At 45.6% G+C, this 25,125-nt stretch carries 21 protein-coding genes; 18 read left to right on the plus strand and 3 right to left on the minus strand.

All coding sequences use genetic code 11. The features are described from left to right. The first annotated feature begins 20 nt into the window (after window positions 1–20). On the plus strand, window positions 21–182 hold the full coding sequence (locus MKY87_RS29055; RefSeq protein ID WP_155985038.1) for a hypothetical protein: 162 nt from the start codon (window positions 21–23) through the stop codon (window positions 180–182). A gap of 1 nt (window position 183) precedes the next feature. Here MKY87_RS29055 and MKY87_RS29060 read toward each other — a convergent pair whose 3' ends face one another. Then, a complete protein-coding gene (locus MKY87_RS29060) occupies window positions 184–1,404 on the minus strand; it encodes an MFS transporter (protein ID WP_340967253.1) in 1,221 nt (406 codons plus the stop codon). A 239-nt stretch (window positions 1,405–1,643) separates the two neighbouring features. On the opposite strand from MKY87_RS29060, the gene MKY87_RS29065 reads away from it, so the two are divergent. Then, a complete protein-coding gene (locus MKY87_RS29065; RefSeq protein ID WP_340967255.1) occupies window positions 1,644–2,225 on the plus strand; it encodes a TetR/AcrR family transcriptional regulator in 582 nt (193 codons plus the stop codon). Window positions 2,226–2,535: 310 nt separating this feature from the next. Then, a complete protein-coding gene (locus MKY87_RS29070; RefSeq protein ID WP_340967257.1) occupies window positions 2,536–3,504 on the plus strand; it encodes a D-2-hydroxyacid dehydrogenase family protein in 969 nt (322 codons plus the stop codon). Between the two features lie 179 nt (window positions 3,505–3,683). Here the strand turns inward: MKY87_RS29070 and MKY87_RS29075 are convergent, their stop codons facing one another. Then, window positions 3,684–4,721, minus strand: a complete 1,038-nt coding sequence (locus MKY87_RS29075; protein WP_340967258.1) for a LacI family DNA-binding transcriptional regulator — start codon at window positions 4,719–4,721, stop codon at window positions 3,684–3,686. A 386-nt stretch (window positions 4,722–5,107) separates the two neighbouring features. On the opposite strand from MKY87_RS29075, the gene MKY87_RS29080 reads away from it, so the two are divergent. The 13 genes from MKY87_RS29080 to MKY87_RS29140 all read left to right on the plus strand — a co-directional run bounded on the left by MKY87_RS29080 (window position 5,108) and on the right by MKY87_RS29140 (window position 21,106). Then, window positions 5,108–6,157, plus strand: a complete 1,050-nt coding sequence (locus MKY87_RS29080; protein ID WP_338594292.1) for a 2,3-butanediol dehydrogenase — start codon at window positions 5,108–5,110, stop codon at window positions 6,155–6,157. A gap of 181 nt (window positions 6,158–6,338) precedes the next feature. Then, a complete protein-coding gene (locus MKY87_RS29085) occupies window positions 6,339–7,652 on the plus strand; it encodes a hypothetical protein (RefSeq protein WP_340967260.1) in 1,314 nt (437 codons plus the stop codon). 332 nt (window positions 7,653–7,984) lie between these two features. Beyond that, window positions 7,985–9,088 carry an NADH:flavin oxidoreductase gene (locus tag MKY87_RS29090; protein WP_340915097.1) on the plus strand — a complete coding sequence of 368 codons (1,104 nt, stop codon included), beginning with the start codon at window positions 7,985–7,987 and terminating at the stop codon, window positions 9,086–9,088. Between the two features lie 396 nt (window positions 9,089–9,484). Then, entirely contained in the window at window positions 9,485–10,825 is a 1,341-nt protein-coding gene (nagZ, locus tag MKY87_RS29095) for a beta-N-acetylhexosaminidase (RefSeq protein WP_340967261.1), read from the plus strand. 41 nt (window positions 10,826–10,866) lie between these two features. Next, window positions 10,867–11,571, plus strand: a complete 705-nt coding sequence (locus tag MKY87_RS29100; RefSeq protein ID WP_091031246.1) for a response regulator transcription factor — start codon at window positions 10,867–10,869, stop codon at window positions 11,569–11,571. Further along, complete coding sequence (locus tag MKY87_RS29105; protein ID WP_340967263.1) at window positions 11,568–12,551, plus strand: sensor histidine kinase; 984 nt, start codon at window positions 11,568–11,570, stop codon at window positions 12,549–12,551. Before MKY87_RS29100 ends, MKY87_RS29105 begins: the two co-directional genes overlap by 4 nt. Window positions 12,552–12,863: 312 nt before the next feature. Then, on the plus strand, window positions 12,864–13,634 hold the full coding sequence (locus MKY87_RS29110; RefSeq protein WP_340967264.1) for an ABC transporter ATP-binding protein: 771 nt from the start codon (window positions 12,864–12,866) through the stop codon (window positions 13,632–13,634). Beyond that, window positions 13,609–15,567 carry an ABC transporter permease gene (locus MKY87_RS29115; RefSeq protein ID WP_340967266.1) on the plus strand — a complete coding sequence of 653 codons (1,959 nt, stop codon included), beginning with the start codon at window positions 13,609–13,611 and terminating at the stop codon, window positions 15,565–15,567. The genes MKY87_RS29110 and MKY87_RS29115 overlap by 26 nt, the downstream gene beginning before the upstream one ends. 173 nt (window positions 15,568–15,740) lie before the next feature. After that, window positions 15,741–17,186 (plus strand): 4-hydroxyphenylacetate 3-hydroxylase family protein, encoded by a 1,446-nt coding sequence (locus tag MKY87_RS29120; RefSeq protein ID WP_340967269.1) that lies wholly within the window; start codon window positions 15,741–15,743, stop codon window positions 17,184–17,186. A gap of 234 nt (window positions 17,187–17,420) precedes the next feature. Beyond that, a complete protein-coding gene (locus MKY87_RS29125) occupies window positions 17,421–18,128 on the plus strand; it encodes a response regulator transcription factor (RefSeq protein WP_340967271.1) in 708 nt (235 codons plus the stop codon). Beyond that, window positions 18,106–19,563, plus strand: coding sequence for a sensor histidine kinase (locus tag MKY87_RS29130; protein ID WP_340967272.1), 1,458 nt, complete (start codon window positions 18,106–18,108; stop codon window positions 19,561–19,563). The genes MKY87_RS29125 and MKY87_RS29130 overlap by 23 nt, the downstream gene beginning before the upstream one ends. Window positions 19,564–19,598: 35 nt before the next feature. Next, window positions 19,599–20,678 carry an AI-2E family transporter gene (locus tag MKY87_RS29135; RefSeq protein ID WP_091031174.1) on the plus strand — a complete coding sequence of 360 codons (1,080 nt, stop codon included), beginning with the start codon at window positions 19,599–19,601 and terminating at the stop codon, window positions 20,676–20,678. A gap of 29 nt (window positions 20,679–20,707) precedes the next feature. After that, complete coding sequence (locus MKY87_RS29140) at window positions 20,708–21,106, plus strand: Asp23/Gls24 family envelope stress response protein (RefSeq protein ID WP_047842725.1); 399 nt, start codon at window positions 20,708–20,710, stop codon at window positions 21,104–21,106. Between the two features lie 30 nt (window positions 21,107–21,136). Here MKY87_RS29140 and MKY87_RS29145 read toward each other — a convergent pair whose 3' ends face one another. Continuing rightward, window positions 21,137–21,982 carry an AraC family transcriptional regulator gene (locus tag MKY87_RS29145; protein ID WP_340967274.1) on the minus strand — a complete coding sequence of 282 codons (846 nt, stop codon included), beginning with the start codon at window positions 21,980–21,982 and terminating at the stop codon, window positions 21,137–21,139. 201 nt (window positions 21,983–22,183) lie between these two features. On the opposite strand from MKY87_RS29145, the gene MKY87_RS29150 reads away from it, so the two are divergent. Beyond that, window positions 22,184–23,188 carry an aldo/keto reductase gene (locus tag MKY87_RS29150; protein WP_340967574.1) on the plus strand — a complete coding sequence of 335 codons (1,005 nt, stop codon included), beginning with the start codon at window positions 22,184–22,186 and terminating at the stop codon, window positions 23,186–23,188. Between the two features lie 265 nt (window positions 23,189–23,453). Beyond that, on the plus strand, window positions 23,454–25,046 hold the full coding sequence (gene mbcS / locus MKY87_RS29155; RefSeq protein ID WP_445669441.1) for an acyl-CoA synthetase MbcS: 1,593 nt from the start codon (window positions 23,454–23,456) through the stop codon (window positions 25,044–25,046). The last annotated feature ends 79 nt before the right edge of the window (window positions 25,047–25,125 follow it).

Consider the following 25,125-nt stretch of genomic DNA (forward strand, 5'->3'; position numbering starts at 1 on the left):
GGATAGAGGAGAGAAGACGTTTGATGGATAATGAATATTTTGTAGGTTGGGGCACCCTTGCATTGATTAATGCCGGACTGGCACAGGGAAAAAACAGAAGTGGTCGGAACTGGTTTCTGATTTCCCTGTTATTTGGTCCGTTGGCAACCCTATTTATTGTGGTGTGGAATAAACTGGACTAATTCAACGATCGAGATTCCGATGCATATAACGATCGATCATCCAGAACAGAAGTGCGGCTGCACTAACACCCGCGCCTAACCAGCAAACGGCTGTCCAGCCCGCCCATGCATACACTTGGGTAGAAACGATGGAGCCGGTTGCACTGCCGATGGAATAAAAGATCATATAAGCTGCCGTCAGGCGGCTTTGTGCTTCGGGGCGAACTTCGTAGATCAGGCTCTGGTTGGTAACATGTACGGCCTGCACGGCGAGATCGAGCAGGATAACGCCCAGGATCAGAAACCAGAGAGAATGATGGACATAACCGATGGGTAGCCAGGACAAGAGCAGAATGACAAGGGCGATACCGGTTGTTTTCTGCCCAAGGCCCCGGTCTGCAAGTTTACCTGCACGGGCAGCAGCCAATGCTCCCGCCGCTCCTGCGAGACCGAATGCACCTATGACCGTATGAGACAGGGACAGTGGAGGGCTACTTAGTGGCAGAACCATAGAAGTCCACAAGATGCTGAAGGCTGTAAAAATCAGCATGGCCAGTACACCTCGTACTCGTAACACACGCAACTCACGGTACAATTGCAAGACGGATCCGAGTAATTGGATATAGCTTTGTTTTACTTGTGGTGATTGTTGCCTTGGGAGAACGAAAAATAAGGCGGCAATTCCGAGTAATGTAAGGCCGGCAGAGAACAGATATACCGATCTCCACCCGAGCCAATCGTTCAGCGTACCAGCAACCGTTCGGGCAAGTAAAATGCCAATGACGATTCCGCTGGTTACCTGACCGACAATGCGACCACGTTCGGAAGGGGCTGCCAAGTGTGCAGCAAAGGCAACGAGTGTTTGCGTAATGACGGCTAATAAACCAACGACAGCCATGCCCGTGAATAAAAGTGAGCTGGATTGTGCGGTTCCTACGAGAACCAGTGCAAGCACGGATAAGAGCATTTGATTGATGATCAACTTGCGACGATTTAAAAGATCCCCAAGCGGAACAAGAAGGAACAGCCCCAAGGCATAACATATTTGAGTCACTGTGATGACAATCCCTATGGATGATGGAGAGAGGCTGAATTCTTGAGCGATGGAGTCCAGCAGAGGCTGAGCATAATAAATATTGGCGACCGCAAGTCCACTGCACACGGCAAAGAGTAGAGCAACTAACCGTGACATGGCAGGACGATCCTTAGTGGATAATTGTGCATCTGGAGAAGAAGTTTGCATGAGTCGTTGTCACCTTTCTATTATGTACTGATCGGTATGTTATGTTTCGGGATAACCATACTTTATTTACGTGAATTCTGTCAACAGAGAATTGGATGAGATTTTCAACTTGGTTAAAACACTTTAGGGAGGAGTTTATTTAATTTTCAATCATTTTAAGTGAGTGATCTTTGACTTATCCATTGGTATGAAGTTAAAATATATAAACATACTGATCGATACATAAAGAGGTGAATTGTATGGTTAGACAACGGGAATTTGATACGGATAAAGCACTCGATGCAGCGATGCATACATTTTGGGACAAGGGGTTCGAAGCATCATCTTTAAGTGATTTGACGACTGCAATGGGCATTCAACGTCCCAGTCTGTATGCGGCTTTTGGCGATAAAAAGGAATTATTCGAAACAGCACTTCGCAGGTATACCACTCAGCATGCGGCTCAAGTCAGAGCTAGACTTCAACAGGGCTCCTCCGTGCGAGAAGCCTTTCGTGGATTGTTTGAACATATTGGAGCAGAGGGGAGTGTGACCGAGCCTAGTCACGGCTGTTTTTGCATTAATACGATGGTTGAGCTGGCTCCACATGATCCCAAATTCGCTGTCCTTACACGGGAGCATCAGATGTACCTGGGTGTTCTTTTCAAGGAAACGATAGAACGAGGGCAACAGAGCGGGGAGTTGTCTACTGACATGAACGCGAGTGCGGTCGCACAGTCTCTGGTTGTATCCATGATTGGACTGACTGTACTGATGAAATCAGGACCGGACCGCTTGTTTGTAGAGCAAAGCATCCAGGTTACGCTGTCTTTGTTACAGTAATTGGAATAGAACTTTTGAAAGTGATGCGGAGTTGCTACAATATATATAAATTGAACATAACATTTATACAAAACGGAGAGGACAGAAATAAGCTGAGGAAGCGGAGCGTTCGCCTAAAAGCTTTCTGGAAGAAAGCTACATTGGAAGCATAAGCTTATCCCCGGATTTTTCCTTTATAAAAAAGGAATCGAAGAAAATCTGGGGATAACAGCGATCAGAAGGTTGTTCTGTCATTGTAGTGACAAGTGTAAATATTCTTTAGTGTAATTTATATATTTAAGAATTGAGCAGATATAGGAGGAGATCAGAAATGAATACAAAGTTGCGCTGTGCCGTTTTGGATGACTATCAGAATGTTGCGCTGACGTCGGCGGATTGGGGTCCGTTGATGGATCAGGTAGAGATTCAGACATTCAACAACTATATGGGCTCGGAAGAAAAAGTCATTCAGGAATTGCAGGATTTCGATATTGTGGTTCTGATGCGGGAACGTACACCGTTTCCGGAGAAGGTCATTTCTCAGCTCCCTAAGCTAAAACTTCTGATTACAAGTGGTATGCGCAACGCGTCGATAGATCTCAAGGCTGCAGAGAAGAACGGGATTATTGTGTGTGGAACCGAGGGAAGCTCTAATCCGCCGACGGAGCTTACATGGGCACTGATTCTGGGGCTGTCCAGACAACTGGTTACGGAAAATAATGCACTTCGCTCCAATCGAAACTGGCAGAGCACGGTCGGGTTGGATTTGCATGGGAGAACACTTGGATTGCTTGGTTTGGGCAAAATAGGCACTCGCATGGCTGAGATCGCACAAGCATTTGGTATGAATGTGATGGCCTGGAGTGAGAATCTAACACAAGAGAAGGCCGAAAAACATGGTGTGATCTGGTCCGAGACCAAGGAGCAACTGCTTGCACAGAGTGACATCGTATCCATACATCTAGTATTAAGTGATCGTACGCAGAATCTGATCGGACAAGCCGAATTTCAACAAATGAAATCGAGTGCACTATTGATTAATACGTCGCGAGCGGGCATTGTTGATCAGGAAGCTATGGTGGAGGCATTGCAGAGTGGTGTGATTGCTGGTGCAGGTCTGGATGTATATGTGCAGGAACCGCTACCAGTTAACCATGTGATGCGAACATTACCCAACGTCTTGGCCACACCGCATCTAGGTTATGTGACTCGTGGCAATTATGAGATCTATTATAATCATACCGTAGAGAATATAGTGATGTTCCTGAAGGGAACTCCAATCAGGCAACTGTTTTCTTAGAATGAACGTATGCGGAGTATGACTCTGCTATAGTTATATATAATCAACGACAAATAAGGTGCTGCCAGGAAAGAGTTAGACCTGAGCGACACCTTTTTTTGTCTATCTGTGTAGCAAAACAAATGAAGGGATAGCCGTAAAATATATTTTATCTTACTGGCACAACCCACTCACCAAATTTAACTGTGTGGTCCTCGCTGGGAGGAATGAATCATGGCTACGCTTGACTCACGAACGATTAAGCGTGGTTCAAATTGGATGTGTTCGTAATCGGTCGTATTCATCTCCCGAATTCGTTTTAACAACAGCTCGGTAGCAAGTCTGGCGACTTCTTCGCCCATAATGGACACGGAACTAATCTGAGGAGACGTGACGGTTGTCCATTGATTGTTATCCACACCCACAACAGCCACATCTTCCGGTACACGGACCCCTAACTCCTTGAACCGATTAACCAATCCGATGGCAACCATATCATTAATGGCATAGACAGCATCTGGCATATGCGTAAGTCCATAGAAATAATCTGCAGCATTGGCACCTGTATTTAATGAAAAGTCCTCACCAAAATAGACGAGCGAGATGTCCACGTGACCTACGGCTTGCTCATACGCACGAAAGCGTTCTTCAATAATGTCCTTCGGTGCTCCTGCATAAGCGATTCGAGTCCGGCCAATTTTGAACAGATGCTCCATCACCAGTTTGCCTTCGGGCTGAGAAAGAGAGACGATATCTGCCTTCATACCCGGTTCCAGTTTTTTGCCGTAATTAATCATGGAGATAGGGAGCGGCGCTTTATCAATCAGTCCGGGTAACGTTTTGGGGTACGCCAGAGGCATGAAGATCAGTCCGTCCACATGCAATTTTTTTACATTACGAATGGTTTCAAGCTCCGTTCTGGCATTGCCTGCCGTATTGATCTGCACGACATGGTACCCGTGCTGCTTCGCCGTTTGCTCTACAGACCAGGAGATTTCCGGAATGATGGCGTTACGAATGTCGGGTACCACGAGCGCGATCTGGTGCGTTTGCCGGATTTTTAGACTCTGTGCTGAGGTGTTGGGTACAAACCCCAGTTCTTCAATGGCCTGCATCACTTTATCTCGTGTTTTACTGCTGATGCCTTCTGAATTGTTGATGGCCCGGGATACGGTAGCGATGCCCACGCCGGCACGCTCTGCAACATCCTTGATCGTAAGTTTCTGTTCTTTCTTCAATGTACGGTTACCTCACTTTATCGGAAACGATTCCGAATTATTAGGAATATGTATGTGCTTCACGATAGTTATATAACCTGATTATAACATTTGAACAATGAAGTATCCCGTGAAAGGATCAGTTTTATGGCGAGGCCTGATTAAATTTCAATAGATCTACAATAATATTTGCCATAATATATGTTAATAACAAGGATTACATCGTTTGTAATACCGCTAAGATCACTTGAATTAAAGTATAAGCATTCTAAAATGAACTCGATATGATCACGAAATAGACATATTAATGGAGAAATATGTTTGACAGCGTATCTAAAATGTGACATATTTAATTTACGGAAACGTTTCCGATTATATCACAAATTATGATCTGGGAGATGAAATGAATGAAAGCATTACGTTGGCATGGAGTCAAAGATTTACGTCTCGAAAATATTAATGAACCTCAGCCTGAAGAAGGAAAGGTCAAAATAAAAGTGGAATGGTGCGGTATCTGCGGCAGTGATTTGCACGAGTACACAGCAGGTCCAATCTTCATTCCAGCTCAAGCACCGCATCCGTTAACAGGGGAACAAGCGCCTATAGTTATGGGGCATGAATTCTCAGGACAGGTGGTTGAAGTAGGGGAAGGTGTTACACGTTTCAAGGCAGGCGATCGTGTTGTGGTAGAACCCATCTATGCATGTGGACACTGCGAAGCTTGTAAACAGGGCAGATACAATCTGTGCGATCAGATGGGTTTCCTTGGACTCGCTGGAGGCGGAGGAGGATTCTCCGAGTATGTAACTGCTGCAGAAAACATGGTACATGCCATTCCGGATTCAATCTCGTATGAGCAAGGTGCGTTGGTTGAACCTTCAGCTGTAGCACTTCACGCTGTGCGCCAAAGCAAGCTGAAAGTGGGAGATACGGCAGCCGTGTTTGGCGCAGGCCCAATCGGACTACTGGTCATCGAAGCGCTTAAAGCTTCGGGAGCGTCGGATATTTACGTGGTGGAGTTATCGGATGAACGGAAAGCAAAAGCCGAAGAACTTGGTGCCATTGTGATTGATCCAGTGCAGTTTAATGTAGTGGAAGAGATCCACCAACGTACACAAGGTGGCGTTAACGTAGCCTATGAAGTAACCGGTGTTCCACGTGTTCTGCAACAAGCCATCGATTCGACACGTATTGGTGGAGAGTTGATGATCGTCAGTATTTTTGAACAGGAAGCACCGATCCACCCGAACTCAATTGTCATGAAAGAACGTACAGTTAATGGCATTATTGGTTATCGCGATGTGTTCCCGGCGGTGATCAGTCTGATGGATAAAGGTTTCTTCCCGGCTGACAAGCTGGTGACCAAACGAATTTCGTTGGATGAAGTGGTAGAGCATGGATTTGAAGCACTGTTAAAAGAGAAAAATCAGGTTAAGATTTTGGTAAAAGCTGAATAGAAATCACAGACAGTAAGAACAAGTAGACAGCACATCAACAGATGTGATTGTCTACTTTTTTTGTATAAATAGGGCGGAATTTGTTGCATGTGCGGGTGGTTTTACATAGTATAAAAAGATACAATTTGTATCATCTTGGTGTGAAGGTAATGATGGTGAAAAAATGAAGGAGGAAGCGGACATGCAGAGACATACGAAATGGACAGCTGTAATTTTGACCATTGTCGCAGGAATGAGCTGGATGCTTATGGGGAACTCCAAGCCGAAAAACACTACGTCAACGAGTCAACCCCCTGCGACGGAACGTGGGCTTGCCAAGGTGTCGAATGCACCGATCAGTTCAGCCGATGTAACATCGAAGATCGAACTGTTAGGCAGACCTTTTACCAAAACACCATATGCTAATAACGTCTGGGACATGCAACTGTACAACGGCAAAATATATTTGGGCCACGGGAACAGTAGTAATCTGGGTGTAGCGCCGAATTCAGGTCCTATTCCAGTCATTTATTATGATACAGCAAATGCGAAATTCAAGACCCAGTCGGTAACCAACAGCAATCCGAGTATTATGCCATTGACGAAGATGTATGTGGATGAGGAACAGATTGACATTTACAGAGTGCTGAACGACAAGTTATATATCCCTGGCAATGATTCGGATAGTGAGAAGTGGGAACTGGGCAACTTCTATCGTTTGGATGGAGAGGTGTGGACCAAATATCGTAATCTTCCACTTGGTGTACACGTATACGATTTGGCTTCTTATCAGGGCAAGATGTTTGCCGCGCTGGGCACGGAGTCCAAACCAACCATATTAATCTCTCATGATGAAGGTGAAACTTGGCAGAAATATGCGACGATTAATACGTTTGGTTTCCGGGCCTATACCATGTTCCATCTTAATGGAAAATTATATGCATCTGGCATGATGTATCCTGCCAATAAAATATGGAATGACAAAACTAATATCCTGGAGATTAATGAAAAGCTTGAGAAACGGGATGTTGTCATCTATGGCAGCAAAATGCTGCCTGGACTAACCTATCAAACGGGCACGATTCCTTATAATAAAATAGGCAAAAATGTTAACTTTAATAACAAGTTGCTCTATATAGCCGGAGGTGTATTTAATGATGGGCAGCTGCTGCCCAAATCCTTAAATGTCATGACCGATATTAATCAGGTAAGACGAGTTAATCTGCCAGATGCCAAGGCGCTTCCTACAGATGTGCTGTTGCGTGATGGCAAGGTGTATGTGCTTACGTACACTCGCCAAAGTGCCAATCTGTATATCAATCGGGTCTACCAATCAACGGATCTGACCACATGGAATGAGATTTTACGTTTTAACCAGGACACGTATGCCAAGTCTTTCGAAGAGAACGAGGGTGACTTCTACTTTGGTCTGGGTACCGATCCGGATGTGTTATCGACTTCATCAGGGAAATTGCTTCGAGTGAATCGGAGTGATATCCCCGTGAATGCTAATTAAAATGGAAGGAAGATTATGGATTATATACTATGCTACATCCACATTATTGGTGACCGGGAAAATACCTGTTGTATCGTAGATCGCAGGACGGATTGCTGTGGTAGTGTGTTCAAACAGAGGCTGCCACAAGGTAGCTCTCTTTTTTTGTTCATAAGATGAACATGACTGCCTAACTTCGAAAATTTGAAAATAAAATTAAGAAACTATAAAATGGATAGAGAAATAATCCTAAACCAGTCAACTGGATTACACGTGTTACAATATACAAAAGTATGTCGCATTTCATGTGGATGCGGAGTTCCACACTTCCAATTGCAAAGGAGCAATGTACTATGAATGTACCTTCAGCATTATTCAAACCTTTCACCTCGGACAAGCTAACATTGTCTAATCGAATCGTTATGGCACCCATGACTCGCGGATTCTCACCAGAGGGTGTACCTGGACCAGAAGTTGCTGAATACTATCGTCGCAGAGCAGCAGGGGGAGTGGGGCTCATCATAACGGAAGGTACAGGCATTAATCATCCATCTTCGGTTAGTGGAGCGAGTATTCCATTATTCCATGGTGAAGATTCGTTGCAAGGATGGGCTAATGTAGTAAAAGCAGTACATGAAGCGGGTGGCAAAATTATGCCACAATTGTGGCATGTGGGTACAGCACGTCGTTCCGGTGACTTGCCTAACGCAGAAGCTGATCCTGTAAGTCCGTCAGGGGTTAGCATGGCAGGTGAACCATCACGTGAACCATTAACGGAAGAGGAGATTCAAGGTCTTGTACAGGCATTTGCCCAAGCGGCAGCGGATGCACAGCGAATCGGGTTTGACGGCATTGAACTGCACGGAGCCCATGGATACCTGATTGACCAATTCTTCTGGGAGCAGACGAATCGACGGACCGACCAATATGGTGGTGATTTGGTACGTCGAACCCAATTTGCGGTTGAAGTGATTGAAGCTTGTCGTGCGGCGGTTGGTCCTGATTTCCCAATTGTGCTCCGGTTCTCCCAATGGAAGATGGGGAATTATGAGGCACGTCTGGTGGAGACGCCAGAACAATTGGAGCAATTCCTGGCCCCGCTCAGTGCTGCTGGCGTGGATATTTTCCATTGTTCTACACGCCGGTTCTGGTTACCGGAATTCGAAGGATCTGAGCTGAATCTTGCGGGTTGGACACAGAAAATCACTGGCAAACCAGCCATCTCGGTTGGATCGGTAGGTCTTGAAGCTGAATTTGTAGATAGAGCAACCGAGAACCAGGGAACAGGGGATGCCCATTTGGATCTTTTAAATGAGAAGCTGGAGAACAATGAATTTGACTTGATCGCCTTGGGTCGTGTTCTGCTTAGTGATCCCGAATGGCCTGCCAAAGTTCGTGAAGGTCGCATATCCGAAATCATTCCTTTTACAACGGAAGTGTTGCAAACACTCCATTAATCGAAGACTAAGAACGTTTGGTGAAAGGTGAACCAACGCTGAACGGCAACGATTTACAACGAAAAGTAAATAAAACGAACAAATAGGCCGCCTTTGGGCGGCTTTTTGAGCCACCTATAATAATAATTTCAACATATGAAAAATTCACAATAGTAAAACACTTTCCTGCACCGTTGCTCCTATTCATTATCCCCACACGCCCCGCACGCGCTAGTCACAACACCATTTAGTTCCATATTTCAGGCTCTATAGCAACCATTTTTTTCGCTGCATATATGTCAGCACAACGATTCAATCCTCAGAAGCGCTCATTTTGAAAATCATTCACCTTGTGATAAGGTTAGGCCTGAACCTTTGGATTACCAAGATGACATTACATAAGGAGGATGAATATCCTTGTACAACTATAGTTACACCTCGAACAGTAAATGGAGAAAACCACTGCAGATGCTGTGTCTTCTGCTGGGAGTAGTCCTGCTTTTATCGGCATGTGGCCAAGCACAGAAACCTTCCTCTGCAACGGACTCGAATACCGGCTCGAACGCTGGCTCTAACTCAGGGCAATCTTCCTCATCGCCGGAGCAGAATACCGCTCCACCGCAGGAAGAAGTACCAGAGGAACCGCAAGAAGAAGTCGATCCGGTGCAGGAGCAGCTCAGTTCATTAACGTTAGAAGAGAAGATTGGACAGATGATACTGGCCGGTGTTCAAGGGACAACGTTGGATGATCAAGCCAAACTGATGATTACGGATCAAAAGGTAGGGGGCATTATTTTCTATGCCAACAATGTATCTACACTCGATGGAACAGCCAAGTTTGTGCAATCCATCAAGGAAGCGAATCAGTCCAACCCGGTACCGATCTTCATGAGTGTGGATCAGGAGGGCGGCAAAGTCAGTCGTATGCCGGAGACGGTGGAATCCATTCCTTCCAGTAGAAAAGTAGGCGAGACGAAAGATAGTGTGCTTGCTGAAACGATGGGTGAATTGTTGGCGAGACAAGTTCAGCTTGCGGGTTTTAATGTGGACTTTGCTCCTGTGCTGGATGTGAATAGTAATCCGAAGAACCCGGTGATTGGAGATCGTTCATTCGGCAACTCGGCAGAACTGGTGTCACGTATGGGGATTGCAGAGATGAAGGGACTACGTAGTGAAGGTATTATTCCGGTGGTGAAGCATTTTCCGGGTCATGGCGATACATCCGTAGACTCCCATCTCGATCTGCCTGTTGTGAACAAAACGGAAAAACAACTGGCCGAGCTTGAATGGATTCCGTTCCAGGCCGCAGTGAAGGAGCAGGTAGAGGCGGTCATGGTTGCACACATTTTGTTCCCGAAGCTTGATCCGGATCATCCGGCTTCCTTATCGGATGTCATTATTGGTGAACATTTGCGCGGCAAATTTAAGTATGACGGTGTCGTCATCACAGATGACCTGAGTATGGGAGCAATAGCGAAGAACTTCAAGTTGGATGAAGCTGCCCTAGCAACGGTGAAAGCAGGAAGTGACATTCTCTTGGTAGCTCATAGTTATGAAAGTGCCAAGACGATTTTTGACACGCTAATGAGTGCAGTGAAGTCAGGTAAAATCTCCGAATCCCGAATTGATGAAAGTGTATATCGTATCCTGGCATTGAAGCAACAATACAAGTTATCGGATGATCAGAAAGCTTCCGGAGACCTGAAGCAATTGAATGCAGATATTGTGGATTGGCGTAAGGAAATCGATGCTCGATAATAAATCCTGTGTTATGATTTTGCCAGAGGTGAGATCCAATAATGTATACCATTATGATAATAGAGGACGATCCCAAGATTGCGGGATTATTGAAATCACATATTGAACGCTACGGGGACCGGGCCGTTCTGGTCGAGGATTTTGAGATGATTGTGCAACAGTTTGAGCAGGTACAGCCACATGTGGTACTTCTGGATATCAATTTGCCCAGTTACGATGGTTTCTATTGGTGCCGCCAGATTCGTACGCTGTCCACATGCCCAATTTTGTTTATCTCCGCGCGGAGTGGAAAGATGGATCAGGTCATGGCACTGGAGAACGGAGCGGATGATTATATCACGAAGCCATTTGAGCATGAGATTGTGATAGCAAAAATTCGAAGTCAGCTACGCCGGGTATATGGGGATTATGCTGCACGTGACGAAGAACGCAAGGTGGAACTGGACGGCTTGGTCGTGTACTTGGAAAGACTGGAGATTCAGCTTGGTGATCGCAAAGTGCAGCTGACGAAGAAGGAAACGATTCTGCTGGAAACGTTACTGCGCCGCAGTCCCAAGCTGGTGAGCAGAGAGACAATCTTGGAGAAACTTTGGGATGACTCTTTTGTGGATGACAATACACTCAGCGTTAACGTTACTCGGGTGCGTAAGCGATTAGCCGAGCTTGGTATTACGGATGCACTGGAGACGGTCAGAGGTTCGGGTTACCGATTGAACAATAACTGGAAAGCTTCTTCTCCATCATGAGATTGTTTATACGAGAACATCTCGCTTTAACTTGCTGGGTTGTTGCCATCTTGTTCACCGTTGTTGCAGTGTTCTGGTATGACGGTTACAACGATTGGGTCACGGCTACTTATGCCGTAACGCTGGGATTATTTTTGTACATTGGATATTTGGTGTATCGTTATTATTCACATCGCTCCTTTTATACCCGGATGTCACGGTCGATGGATTCGCTGAAGGAATTTGTACCATTGAACGAAACAAGTCCATTATCACTGGCGCTGGAAAAGTTATTGGATTCACAATACGGCCAGTATCACGCACATCTGCATCGGCTGGAGCAGCGACAGCAAGAATATCTGACATTCATGAACCAGTGGGTCCATCAGATGAAGACACCGTTATCCGTCATCGAGTTGACCGTGGAAGGTCAGGAAGATGACGACCCTAGGCTCATAAGCATTCGAGAGGAAGCAGACCAGATGAGACGGGGATTGGAGACTGTGCTGTATGTGGCGCGGTTGGATACCTTCGAGCAGGATTTCAGTGTGGAACCTGTGATACTGAAGACCGCTGGGGAAGAAGCGATCCATGAGCTCAAGCGATTCTTTATTCGCAATCACGTCTATCCAGAGATGCATATAGATTCTGCGCTGGTTGTACAATCCGATGCTAAGTGGATTCGTTTTGTCTTGGTACAGTTACTGTCGAACGCAATCAAGTACTCTGCGGGCAACGGACAAAAGATTCATCTGCGTGCGTATGAAGCCGAACGCTCCATCATACTGGAAGTGCAGGATCAGGGCATCGGGATTCCGAAGTCTGATCTGAACCGGGTATTCCAGCCTTTCTTCACTGGGGAGAACGGGCGGCATTTCAAAGAGTCCACAGGCATGGGGTTGTATATTGCCAAAGAAGTGTTAACGCGAATGAATCATCGGATCGATCTGGAATCGGTGTACGGCGAAGGAACGACTGTCCGAATTACATTCAACTCCTGAAGTGACAGGTTGAAGATAAGATTGGAATGTGAGGGCTGTATTTTTGTTGAAAAAGTGTGAGTGGGGTATGAATTACAGTGTAGGTGTAAGTATAGACGTCTATTGCCTGATCGGGGCGAAGGCGTCTTTTTGATTTTCATGATGTAACCTTACAACATTGTCATGTTGATGAAAGGTTAAACCATAGGAGAATGGCCGAAACTTCGATAGACTATAGTCATAAGAGTACAGGAAAGGCCACGCACAATACACATGCACACAGCATGAAAGTAACTTAATTTTGAATTCATACATCACTAAGGAGTTGTAACCATGGAGATTTGTTCTGTGAAACAGATCAGTAAAATCTACAAAGGCATCGTATCTTATGAAGCGTTATCAGGTATTGACCTCAGTATTCAGGAAGGTGAGTTTGTTGGCATTATGGGACCATCAGGTAGTGGCAAAACAACACTGCTGAACATGATCTCAACCATTGATCAACCCACGTCGGGCGAACTGCGGATTGCAGGGAAGAATCCGTTTGAATTGAATCAGGACGAACTCGCGCTGTTCCGGCGTAAAGAGCTTGGATTCGTTTTTCAATCGTTCAATCTGTTAAATACACTGACAGTTAAGGAAAACATTGTGCTGCCACTGACTCTTGACGGTGTTTCGCTAGCAGAGATGAACACTCGTGTTGAACAGCTGGCAAGCAAACTGGGGATCGAGGGTATTCTGAACAAACGGACATATGAGATATCAGGAGGACAGGCACAGCGTACGGCCATTGCCAGAGCGCTTATCCATTCCCCGAAGTTGATTCTGGCAGATGAGCCAACAGGTAACCTGGATTCTAAGGCGGCAAGAGATGTCATGGAGATTCTCGAAACTCGCAATCAGGAGGATCAGGCTACGATGCTGCTGGTCACTCATGATGCAGTAGCTGCAAGTTATTGCAGTCGGGTTGTCTTTATCAAGGATGGCAAACTCTACAACGAAATTCACTACGGCGATAATCGTGCAGCCTTTTACCAGAAGATAATTAATGTATTATCCCTAATTGGAGGGTCAGGACATGAATTTTCGCCAGTTCGCCATTAATAACGTTGTTCGTAATAAACGAATTTATCTGGCTCATTTTCTGAGCAGTACGTTTTCCGTCATGATCTTTTTTACTTATGCATTGCTATTGTTCCATCCCGATTTGAAAGCGGGGTTAAAGGGATCAAGTGGTACGGTTACTTTGCTTGCGAATCAGGGGTTTATGATTGCGGAGATCATTATATTCATCTTTTCGTTCCTGTTCCTGCTCTACTCGGTAGGTTCATTTCTGAAGACGCGTAAGAAGGAATTTGGTATCTTCCTGATTCTTGGCATGACACGCAAACAGATGAATCGGCTTCTGTTTATGGAGAATATGAGTATTGGATTAGCTTCGATCATTACGGGCATCGGACTCGGGCTCATTTTCGGCAAATTGATTCTGCTCATCTGTGGCTCCATGCTGGCTGTTGAGAACAGTCTTCGGTTCTATTTTCCGCTGAAAGGCATCGCCTTGACGGTTGGAGCATTTCTGCTATTGTTCGTTGTCATCGCGATGTCGTCATCCTTGCTCATACGGAAAGGTTCACTCATTGACCTTGTGAAATCAGAGGAAAAACCGAAACCAGAGCCCAAAGCATCACGCTTACTCGCCTTGATGTCGGTGCTGTTCATTGGCGGGGGTTATGCAGGAGTATTCACTTTTGTATGGGTAAGCTTCTCCTTTCCATTATTACTTGCAAGTGTCGTGGTTGTTATAGTAGGTACTTACTTTCTGTTCACACAGCTCAGTGTATACATCATTCGGGCACTGAAAAGAAATCCAAGGTTGTTTTTCCGTAAAACCAATCTGCTCTTCTTATCTGAACTTACCTACCGAATGAAAGATAACGCCATCATGTTTTTCATGGTAAGTATCATCTCGGCTTCTTCATTTACGGGAATTGGCACCATGCTTGCTATTGCTGACCCGGGGTTGTCGTCCATGTCGAATCCGTACGCATTCAGTTATATGAATAACTGGTATACTCCAAACTCCGAGCGACATATTCGGCAGATTGAAGAAACGTTGATTGATAATCAAGTTCCCTACGTGAAGGGCAGTTATGCTCCTATAGGTGAAAATAATAATGGGAATATTATCAAACTGAGTGATTATAACCGTCTTGCGAAGGCACTGGGGTATGAAGAACGTACGTTGAAACAAATCGATGAGTCATTTATGACACCAAGCAATTTGGCGATGCGCAAGGAGTACCGTGAACAGGTTGAACAAGAAGCCTCGGGAGGAAAGATCAATCTGGAGGTTGATAATCAGCGCGTACCTGTCCAGCTATCGACACCTGGTACCGATATTGTGATTCCTTTTCAATATGAAATTTATCTCTACGTCGTAACCGACGAATTGTTTAATAAGATGAGACCTGCGTACAACGAGGAAGTTGGCATGCCTGAAGGTTTCTATTCGAGTCGAACGATACAATTTATCGTGAAAGATTGGATGGGTACACGCAGCTTTGCTCCTGAATTGATCAAATCCATTCAAGATGATCATTCCGAAAAAGGTTATTACGAGGTCAGCGCGCTTGTGGTGGATTGGCTTAATTCCAAGCAGACCAATGGCATCATTCTAATTTTGAGCGGCCTGATCGGCATTGTTTTCTTCACCTTTGCAGCAAGTTTCACGTATTTCAGACTTTACGCAGATCTAGAACGGGATGAAGCGCAGTATCGCATGATTGGCAAAATGGGACTGAGTCGTCCCGAACTCCGTAAGATCGTAACAAGGCAGCTATTGCTTATGTTCTTCCTGCCGATTCTGGTGGCGGTCATCCACAGTTCGGTTGCCTTTGTGGCGTTGCAGCAACTGGTTGATTTCTCGGTCTTTGGATACAGCCTGCGCATCTTCTTGGTGTTTGCTTCCATGCAGATTTTGTATTTTGCACTAGTTCGCTGGCGGTATCTGCGTCACATGTATTCCAAATTAGTCTAAAATAGTATGGCCCAACAGACACCGGACTTATGGCTCGGTGTCTGTTGACTTTTCTATCCAAGGCACAGTACTATTTTATTAGATACAGAATGTATCATTACATAGTTTCTCAAGCAGTTAGAAGGATGGAGTTACAGAAATGTCAGGCCGGTGCCTGAGAGGGAGGACATATCATGAGTATCACGATGTCTCGTGGACAAGCTTACATTCAGCGTCTGAATGATGAGCGGAATGTATGGCTGGACGGAGAGCGTATCCAGGTAACTGGGCATCAGGCCTTTCAGGGAACACTTCAAACCATAGAAGGATTGTTCAATCTGGTGGATGACCCGGAGACAAGGGAAACCGTGGCCTATTGGGACGAACAGACGGGAAGTTACGTGCATCGCTCTTTTCTTGTGCCTCGTTCACTTCCTGACGTGAACAGCAGGGCGGATGCTTTTCGGCTGTGGGCCGATCGGACGTATGGGGTGATGAGCCGATTGTCTGATTATGCCCGATCCAGGCTGACCGGTTGGTATGCAACACGACATGAGATGACAGCGCATGACCCGGCATTTGCAGACAAAATATCGGATTATTTTGCACAAGCCAAACGAAAAGATGCATTCCTGACAATTGTCCAGCGGGACCCACAGATTAATCGTTCCTTGCCTGTTGGAGAAGATGAGGATGCCATGCTGCGAATTGTCAAAAGGAATACAGAGGGCGTTGTGATCCGCGGGGCCAAAATGGTGGCAACAGCAGCGCCTTATGCCGATGATATCATTGCTTATCCCGTTCAACGAATTCCAGGCCACTTGCCAGAGCTGGCCCATATGGTAATTGTAGCTGCGGACAGTCCGGGCTTACACATGATGTGTCGAGAATCTTTTGTGGCAAAAGATACAGATCAATCACATCCACTCAGTGCGCAGTACGATGAGATGGATGCCGTGTTATTTTTTGACGATGTATTTGTGCCCTGGGAACGTGTATTGCTGCACAATAACCCTGAAGCCGTATGGCAGATTCGCTGTAATACAGCTTCGGCCAGTCTGGCCTACCATCAGAGTGTCATTCGATTACACTCGAAACTGGAGTTTATTACAGCCGTGACTTCAGCTATTGCCAAGGAGATCGGGGTGGACTCCTTCCTGAATGTACAGGAACAACTCGGAGAGCTGATCAGTCAGATGCAGACCATTGAGGGACTGATTATTGCTGCTGAAGCACAGTCCAAGCCGGACGCATTTGGCAACTGGTTGCCGGAATTCAAATATATTGAAACCGCACGTAATCTGGGCAATCACTATTATCCCCGCGCGGTGGAGATTTTGAAGACCATTGCTGCGGGCGGTCTGATGCAGATTCCTTCTGGTACGTTTGAGATGAATGAAAAGATGGGTTCCATGATAGGCAAATATCTTGGTGGAGTAACGATGCAAGCTGCGGAGAAGATTCGACTCTTTCAACTCGCATGGGAGCTGACCGGAAGTCCACTTGGAGCAAGGCATGATCTATATGAACGTTTCTACGCGGGTGATCCCGTGCGCAACCGGGCGAGCCAATATGTGCAGTATGACAAGGAACGTTTATTGGGAAAAGTTGAACCGTGGCTTCGTTCGCTTAAGGACTGATCTGATAATCTAATACAAATGGTCCGAATGAAGATTGAAAAGCCTGAATGAAGAACGCAAAGCTTGAATGTAGGCTGAAAACAGCCCTATTTTAGTTAATGCCTTGGCTTGCGCCAGGGCTCTATTTCTATTTATTTAGATTATCTTTAGAAATGATTTAGGTTGAATTAAGAGACGTAGTATATAGTATTAATGTAGAGATAGGCATAGAGTATAGGAAATGAGAGGAATAACATGAGATACACCGTATTAATAGCAGATGACGAACCAGAGATTGTGGAACTGCTTCAACTCTATCTGGAGAAGGACTATACCATTAAAACTGCGGTGAATGGAGCCGAGGCGTTACAAACCATACGTTCAACACAGATCGATCTGGTCATACTGGACATTATGATGCCTGTAATGGATGGATTGCAGTTGATCAAACAAATCAGGGCGACATATCACATGCCTGTTCTGTTCCTATCTGCCAAAAGTCAGGATCACGATAAAATCCTTGGACTCGGACTTGGGGCAGACGATTATATATCGAAGCCATTCAACCCGCTTGAGATTGTCGCCAGAGTAGAGGCGTTGCTGAGAAGAGTCAATCAATTTGACGCAGCGGAGATCCCCGCAGAAAAAGATCAAAATCTGGTGTTAGGTGATCTGACGCTGGATCGATCCCAATGTATACTTTTTCGTTCAGGAAGTCCTGTAACATTGACCTCTACAGAGTATAAAATCATGGAATTGTTGCTCGATCAACCTGGCCGAGTGTTCACCCGCAAAAAAATATACGAAGCGGTCTGGGGCGATTATTATGCGCACGAGGACAGCACGATTATGGTACATATCAGCAACATTCGGGAAAAGATCGAGCGTGACTCCAGACAACCGGAATACCTCAAAACGATAAGGGGACTGGGATACAAAATTGAAGCGCCCATGGAAAGCTAGAGAAAAGCGACTGTTGCAGACTTCACTGACACTGGACTTCTTGCTGTTCAACTTCTTTTTGCTGTTACTGGTATTGATTGTGTACCTTATGGTTTCGCTTGATGTCGTGGATTTTCGCATTTCGGATCAGGTGGTTGATCCGGATCTGAATGTTGAAGCCCACGTATATGTGGAAGAGCTGGAGAACGAATTTTACTCCGGTGGTGGTTCGGTGGCGAAAGGCAAAGACACAGAGATTCAACGTCTCAAGGACAGCGGTGGCTGGATTGAAATTCTGGATGCGAATCGCAATGTCATTCGTCATGTGGGAGACAAGCAAGATTCGTTCACCCATTACAGTGAAGCTGATCTGTATGCTGGACTGGAGAACCGAAGCGACCAGCCGTACTATTACTCCATCACTCCATTTTCGACAGAAGGAGCGGCAACGTATGTGTTGCTGAAGATCCCGCGTGATCTGATCAGCGTGCGAATTAACGATAATCAGTTGATTACTAATCTGAAACATCCATTATCCTTTTACATTATGATTGGCATCGGTTTGGTTTTATTGTTGATCTTTGTATATAGCTATTGGGTCGCACGGAGAATCAAAAAACCACTCAGTATCCTCTCCTCGGGTCTTACGCAGATGATACAAGGAAATTATAGTACACGAATGTCGATCTCAGCCGAGAGGGAATTTGTCCAGATTGGTGAGACCTTTAACTACATGGCGGATGTCATTGAGAACACCTCTGCGGAGAAACGTTACGCTGAAGAGAGCAAACAGCGACTGATTGTAGATTTATCACATGATCTGAAGACACCGATAACATCTATACAGGGATATGCGCAGGCTTTGGTGGAAGGACGTGGAGAGGACAAGGACAGGCAGCAAAGATATCTGGGATACATCTATAACAAGTCTGTTCAAGTTGCACGCATGATACAGAATATGCTGGAGTTGCTCAAGGTGGATTCGCCCGATTTTCGCATGCATATTCAGAGAAGAGAGATTGGAGAATTCGTGCGCGAGATTATGGCAGACACGTATGGGGAGATTGAACAGAAACAGTTTGTCCTTCATGTACTTGTTCCTGATGAGGTGATCTACGCGAGGTACGATCCGGAGCTGTTATCCAGAGTCATTCAGAATCTGATCACCAATGCTCTGTCTTATAATCCACTCGGGACAGAACTGCGCGTCGAACTCATTCCGCTTCATACCCATGTGGTGATAGAGGTGGCAGATAACGGAGTGGGCATACCTCAAGAACTATGGTCAACGATCTTTGACCCGTTTGTACGAGGGGATGAGGCGCGGACAGCGACCGGAGGCACCGGACTTGGTTTGTCCATCGCACGACGTAATACGGAGAAAATGGGTGGACGGCTGATCCTTTCCCGGCGTGGGCGAGAGACCACCGTGTTTACCATTGAGATTCCAAATTAAATAAGAGAAGAAATGTCCATGTGGAGGGAAATATTTTGTTCAAAGTAAATACGTTTGTCCGGTTCAGTATTGCACTGGCGCTGATATTGGTTAATATCTATTTATTATCACGTGTGAGCTTCATCTTTCAGCCGCTCGTCACCATGATCACGGTCATTACCGTGCCGATGATGTTGTCGGTGTTCTTTTATTATCTGCTCAGACCGCTTGTGAATTATATGGAGAAAAAGAAAATAAATCGCACGCTAAGTATTTTGCTAATCTATCTGGTTATTGCTATTCTGGGAGTGTTCTTCATCATTGGTTTATGGCCATCGTTACGTGAGCAACTGATCAATCTGGTTGATAACGCACCAAGTCTAATTAATTCATTAAGTGAACAGCTGAGAGAGCTGGAGCAAAATGGTGCCATTCAGGCCTTGTTCCCTGAGGGCTCGACACCTTTCTCCCAGATCACGGAGTATATCAACAAAGGATTTAACTTTGTAACCAACTATGTAAGTGGATTCTTCTCACTCGTTTCCAGTTTTGCGATCATCTTGTTTACACTACCGATCCTTTTGTTCTATATGCTGTTACAAGGCGAGAAATTTGGTCGTAAACTGGCACATATCGCTCCAAAACGTTTCCAAAATGACAGCCGTGAAGTTGTACTTGAGATTGATCAGGCGCTGAGTGGTTTTATTGTAGGTCGAGTCTTGGTAAATCTGGCGCTGGGTGTACTGATGTATATCGGTTTCCTGATCATTGGACTGCCGTACGCATTACTGCTCACGGTAATCGCGGTCATCATGAACTTTGTTCCATTTATCGGAGCGATTGTGTCGTCCGTGCCTATTGTGATCATGGGTCTCGTGGTATCACCATCGGTTGCCATCTGGTCTCTGATTATTATTCTCGTCGCTCAGCAGATTCAGGACAACCTGGTTGCACCGTACGTATTCGGCAAAAAGCTGGATATTCACCCGTTAACGACGATTATTCTGGTCTTGGGTGCAGGGGACCTGGGTGGAATTATTGCCATCCTGATTATTATCCCAGTTTATATGATCGTTAAAATTCTTCTGGTTCGAATCTATAACATGTTCTTCAAGGACAAATGGCAGAATGCATAGAATTTAAATTATTCGAAGGAGTGGAGCACATGTCTGAAATTATCGAAAAACAATACAATGAACCTGAATATATCGCACCTCAATCTGTTCAAATGGGTACCATTCACATCTCGAACGATGTGTTATCCAAGATCGTGGGGATGGCCGCTCAATCAACGGCTGGCGTATCCTCCATGTCGGTTGGACTGACTGAAGGGATTGCCAAGAGTATCAGCGGCAAGAGCCTGCAAAAAGGGATTGACGTACATGTCAAAGACGATCAGGCAACCATCCAGCTGCGCATCAACATTCAATATGGCAACAAGATGCACGAGGTCTGCCGTGAACTTCAACATAATGTTCAACAGGCTGTTGAACAATTAGCAGGCGTCATGGTCGATGAAATCAAAGTGCAAGTTGTTGGCATATCCATGCCGGAGACGGTATAACCAATTGGCAAAAAAACAGCACCTTCCCAATTAACAACTTAACTGGGAGGGTGCTGTTTTATGTTTGCGGTAGTAGGTGGGCGCTTCACCCATCACTTTTTTGAACATTTTGGAGAAAAGCAATTGATCCGTATAGCCCACAGAACGGGCAATATCACCAATGGTCAGACCGGGATCAAGCGTCAGTTCGGCTGCCCTGCGCATCCGATAATGAACCAGATACGACTGGATGCTGCTTCCCATCTTGTCCTTGAAGAGAGAGCACAGGTAACTGCGCTGCAAACCGACATGGGCCGCGATGGATTGAACGGTAATGGCATTGGCATAGTTCATTTCAATGAAGTCGATTACCTGCGTTACGTACGTTTCCTTCGAATAATCCGGCATGGGTTGAAGATGATCTGAATTAGCCTGATCAATTAAAATGGAGAAGAATTGATACAGCAAACCAGTCATGCTAATCTCCCAGCCTTTGTGGGTATGCCGCGAATTAATCATTCGGTGCAGGCAGGATCGCATCTCGTCATCCTCATTACCCAGCTCAAAAATCGGGTGATGCTCGGACAGACAGGCCTGCTGTAAAAAGGAAGAACTATTGCTGCCTTGAAAAGCAACCCAGCTGTATTCCCATGGATCATCCTGATCTGCTTCGTAATGCACGACGGAATGCGGAACAATCAGAAAACCTTGACCTTTGTGCAGGGTATGCGTTTTGCCACTAACTTCGAAGGTGCCTTTGCCATTCAAAATATAATGAATTTTATAATAGTCTCGCATGGCAGGGCCAAAGTGGTGACCAGGTGTACAGGCTTCCGTGCCATAATGAAGGAGCTGAAGCTCCTGAAAATGATTGTTCTTGAACATATACGTAATCAAGGGTATTCACTCCTGTACGATTTCGTCTCATCTTGCATTTTAACATATTAATTAGTGTGAAAGATGAATAATTTAAGACTAGTTTATATAGATAACAATCATTTTTCCATATGTTCAAAGTGAAATGCCATATCGTTTTGCCAGAGAAATGTCTAAGATGAAAAGGAATTCAACAAACCTTACAGGAAAGTGAGAATGACAATGCCCTATACTGCGAGTGAACAACGATATGATGAGATGAAATATGTACGTTCCGGCAAATCCGGAATCAGACTGCCGCAAATTGCGCTGGGTTTATGGCAGAACTTTGGTGGCAACCGCACATTGGATATTCAGGAAGAAATGATTTTGCGTGCCTTTGACCTCGGAATTAACCATTTCGATCTGGCGAATAACTATGGCCCACCTCCAGGATCGGCGGAAGAGAACTTTGGCGTGATCTACAAAAAACATCTGCGTCCTTACCGGGATGAACTGCTTATCTCGTCGAAGGCAGGTTACCATATGTGGAGTGGACCATATGGCGAGTGGGGTTCCCGCAAAAACCTGATTGCCAGTCTGGATCAAAGTCTTGGTCGGATGGGGCTGAACTATGTGGACATTTTCTATCATCACCGTCCAGATCCGGATACACCGTTGGAAGAAACGATGACGGCACTGGATCACATCGTGCGGCAAGGTAAAGCTCTGTATGTGGGCTTGTCCAATTATAATGCAGAACAGACGCAAGAAGCGGTAACCATTCTCCGTCGTCTGGGTACGCCGTGTCTGGTTCATCAGCCAAACTACTCGATGCTGAATCGCTGGATTGAAGACGGTTTGCAAGACGTACTGGATGAGCAGGGTGTAGGTTCCATTGCGTTCTGTCCACTCGGCCGCGGTCAGTTGACGAATAAATATGTCGATAAGATCAAGGAAGAACGCGCCAATCCAACAGGCAATTTGAAAAAAGAAGCATACACGGACGAACGGATTGCCAAGTTCGATGCGCTTCAGGCGGTTGCGGAGCGAAGAGGTCAGACAATCTCCCAACTGGCTCTGAACTGGATTTTGCGTGAGAACCGTGTAACCTCTGCACTGATTGGTGCAAGCCGAGTGTCCCAGATTGAAGAAAATGTAGCTGCGCTCAGCGCACCTGACCTGACAACGGAAGAGTTGAATGAGATCGAAAGCATTTTGGACGGAATGGGTAATTATCCGTGGTAACATACACAGTATAGCTGTGTGAAAATCATAGTTAGGTAAAACTAATGTAATATAAATGAAGAATGAAATGGCGCCTATCTGATCAATCAGGAAGGCGCCATTTTGTATATGTCATTTTCTTTATAGGATAAGATCTATTATAATAGTTCATTAATTGACCTATGTTTATTTTTTCGGAATGAGCCTAGTTCATAGCACCTGGTCCTAGGATTTAGGGTATAATATATAGAAGCTATACATTTGAACTACGAAGGAGAGGCTCCATTTGAACTTTGAACAGTGGATTTCGCCTGAAAGCTATAACCTGACATCCGAGATGGAGAATCATCCATCAGACCGGATTGCACTTAGATGGCTCAGCGATCAACGAGAATTGGAAGAGATCACGTATGGTGATTTGTTCAAGCAGGCGAATCGTCTTGCTGGTGGCTTGCGTGAACTTGGACTGGAGAAAGGTGACCGGGTGTTGGTCATGGTACCACGCCGTATTATTGCCTATGTCATTTATATTGCTTGTCTGAAACTGGGGATTGCTGTTATTCCTTCCTCCGAGATGTTACGGGCAAAAGATCTGGAATATCGTCTGCGTCACTCTGAGGCGCGGGCTGTTATTGTATGGTCCGAGACGACCTCGGAAGTGGAAAAGATGGACGCGGATCTGCCATCACTGGCACATCGCATCGTAGCATCACCCAATGGTGAAGTTGGCGTACCTGCCGAAGGTTGGGTCAATGTGCATGAGTTAATGCAGAATCAACCCGATGAGATGGCTGCGGTGGAAACACACCGTGATGATACAGCTATTCTTGCTTATACTTCGGGCACAACAGGTAATCCCAAAGGAGTTGTACATAGCCACGGTTGGGGATATGCCCACCTGCGGATCGCTTCTTCATTATGGCTGGATATTCAACCTTCAGATACCGTATGGGCAACGGCTGCACCTGGCTGGCAAAAATGGATCTGGAGCCCGTTCCTGTCGGTACTCGGAAGAGGCGCGACTGGACTGGTCTACAACGGATCATTCCAGCCCAAGCGTTACCTGGAACTGATGCAGGAACATCAGATTAATGTCCTTTGCTGTACACCAACGGAATATCGGTTGATGGCCAAAGCCGATGATCTTGGACATTATGACCTGTCCCATCTGCGCAGTGCCGTGTCAGCGGGTGAACCGCTCAATCAGGAAGTCATTGAAATCTTCCAACGTCATTTCGATTTGACCATTCGAGACGGATATGGACAGACCGAGAGCACATTGTTAATCGGCAGTCTCAAAGACGCTCCGGTACGCATTGGCTCCATGGGTCAGTCGATTACACCTGGGTTGATTGAAATCATTAACGAAGACGGACAGCCTGTTCCTGCGGGTGAAGTCGGAGATATCGCGGTACACAAAGAGATGCCAGCTTTGTTCCGGTCTTATTATCAGGATGAGGGACGGAAGGAAGCGAGTCAGCGTGGCGATTATTTTGTAACAGGGGACCGTGCACGCAAAGACGAAGAAGGATACTTCTGGTTTGAAGGACGCAGTGATGACATCATCATCAGTTCGGGCTACACGATTGGACCATTCGAGGTGGAAGAAGCACTCATGAAACATGCCAGTGTGAAGGAATGCGCGGTGGTTGCAAGTCCGGATGAGATCCGTGGGAATGTGGTGAAAGCATTTGTCGTACTGCGAGATGATTCACTGGCTTCACCAGAACTGATGCGTGAATTGCAGCACCACGTCAAGGAAATCACAGCACCTTATAAATATCCACGTAAGATCGAATTTGTTACGGATCTGCCGAAGACAAACTCAGGCAAAATCCGCCGGATCGAGTTGCGCGAACAAGAAAAACGAAATAGTTAAATGAGATTAGGTAACGAATGATTGAAAAATAATAGCATAAGTAGTGAAAGAGAAGGAATCGATTCTGAAGAAGCGATAG

Source organism: Paenibacillus sp. FSL R7-0198, assembly GCF_038000415.1.
GTDB lineage: Bacteria > Bacillota > Bacilli > Paenibacillales > Paenibacillaceae > Paenibacillus.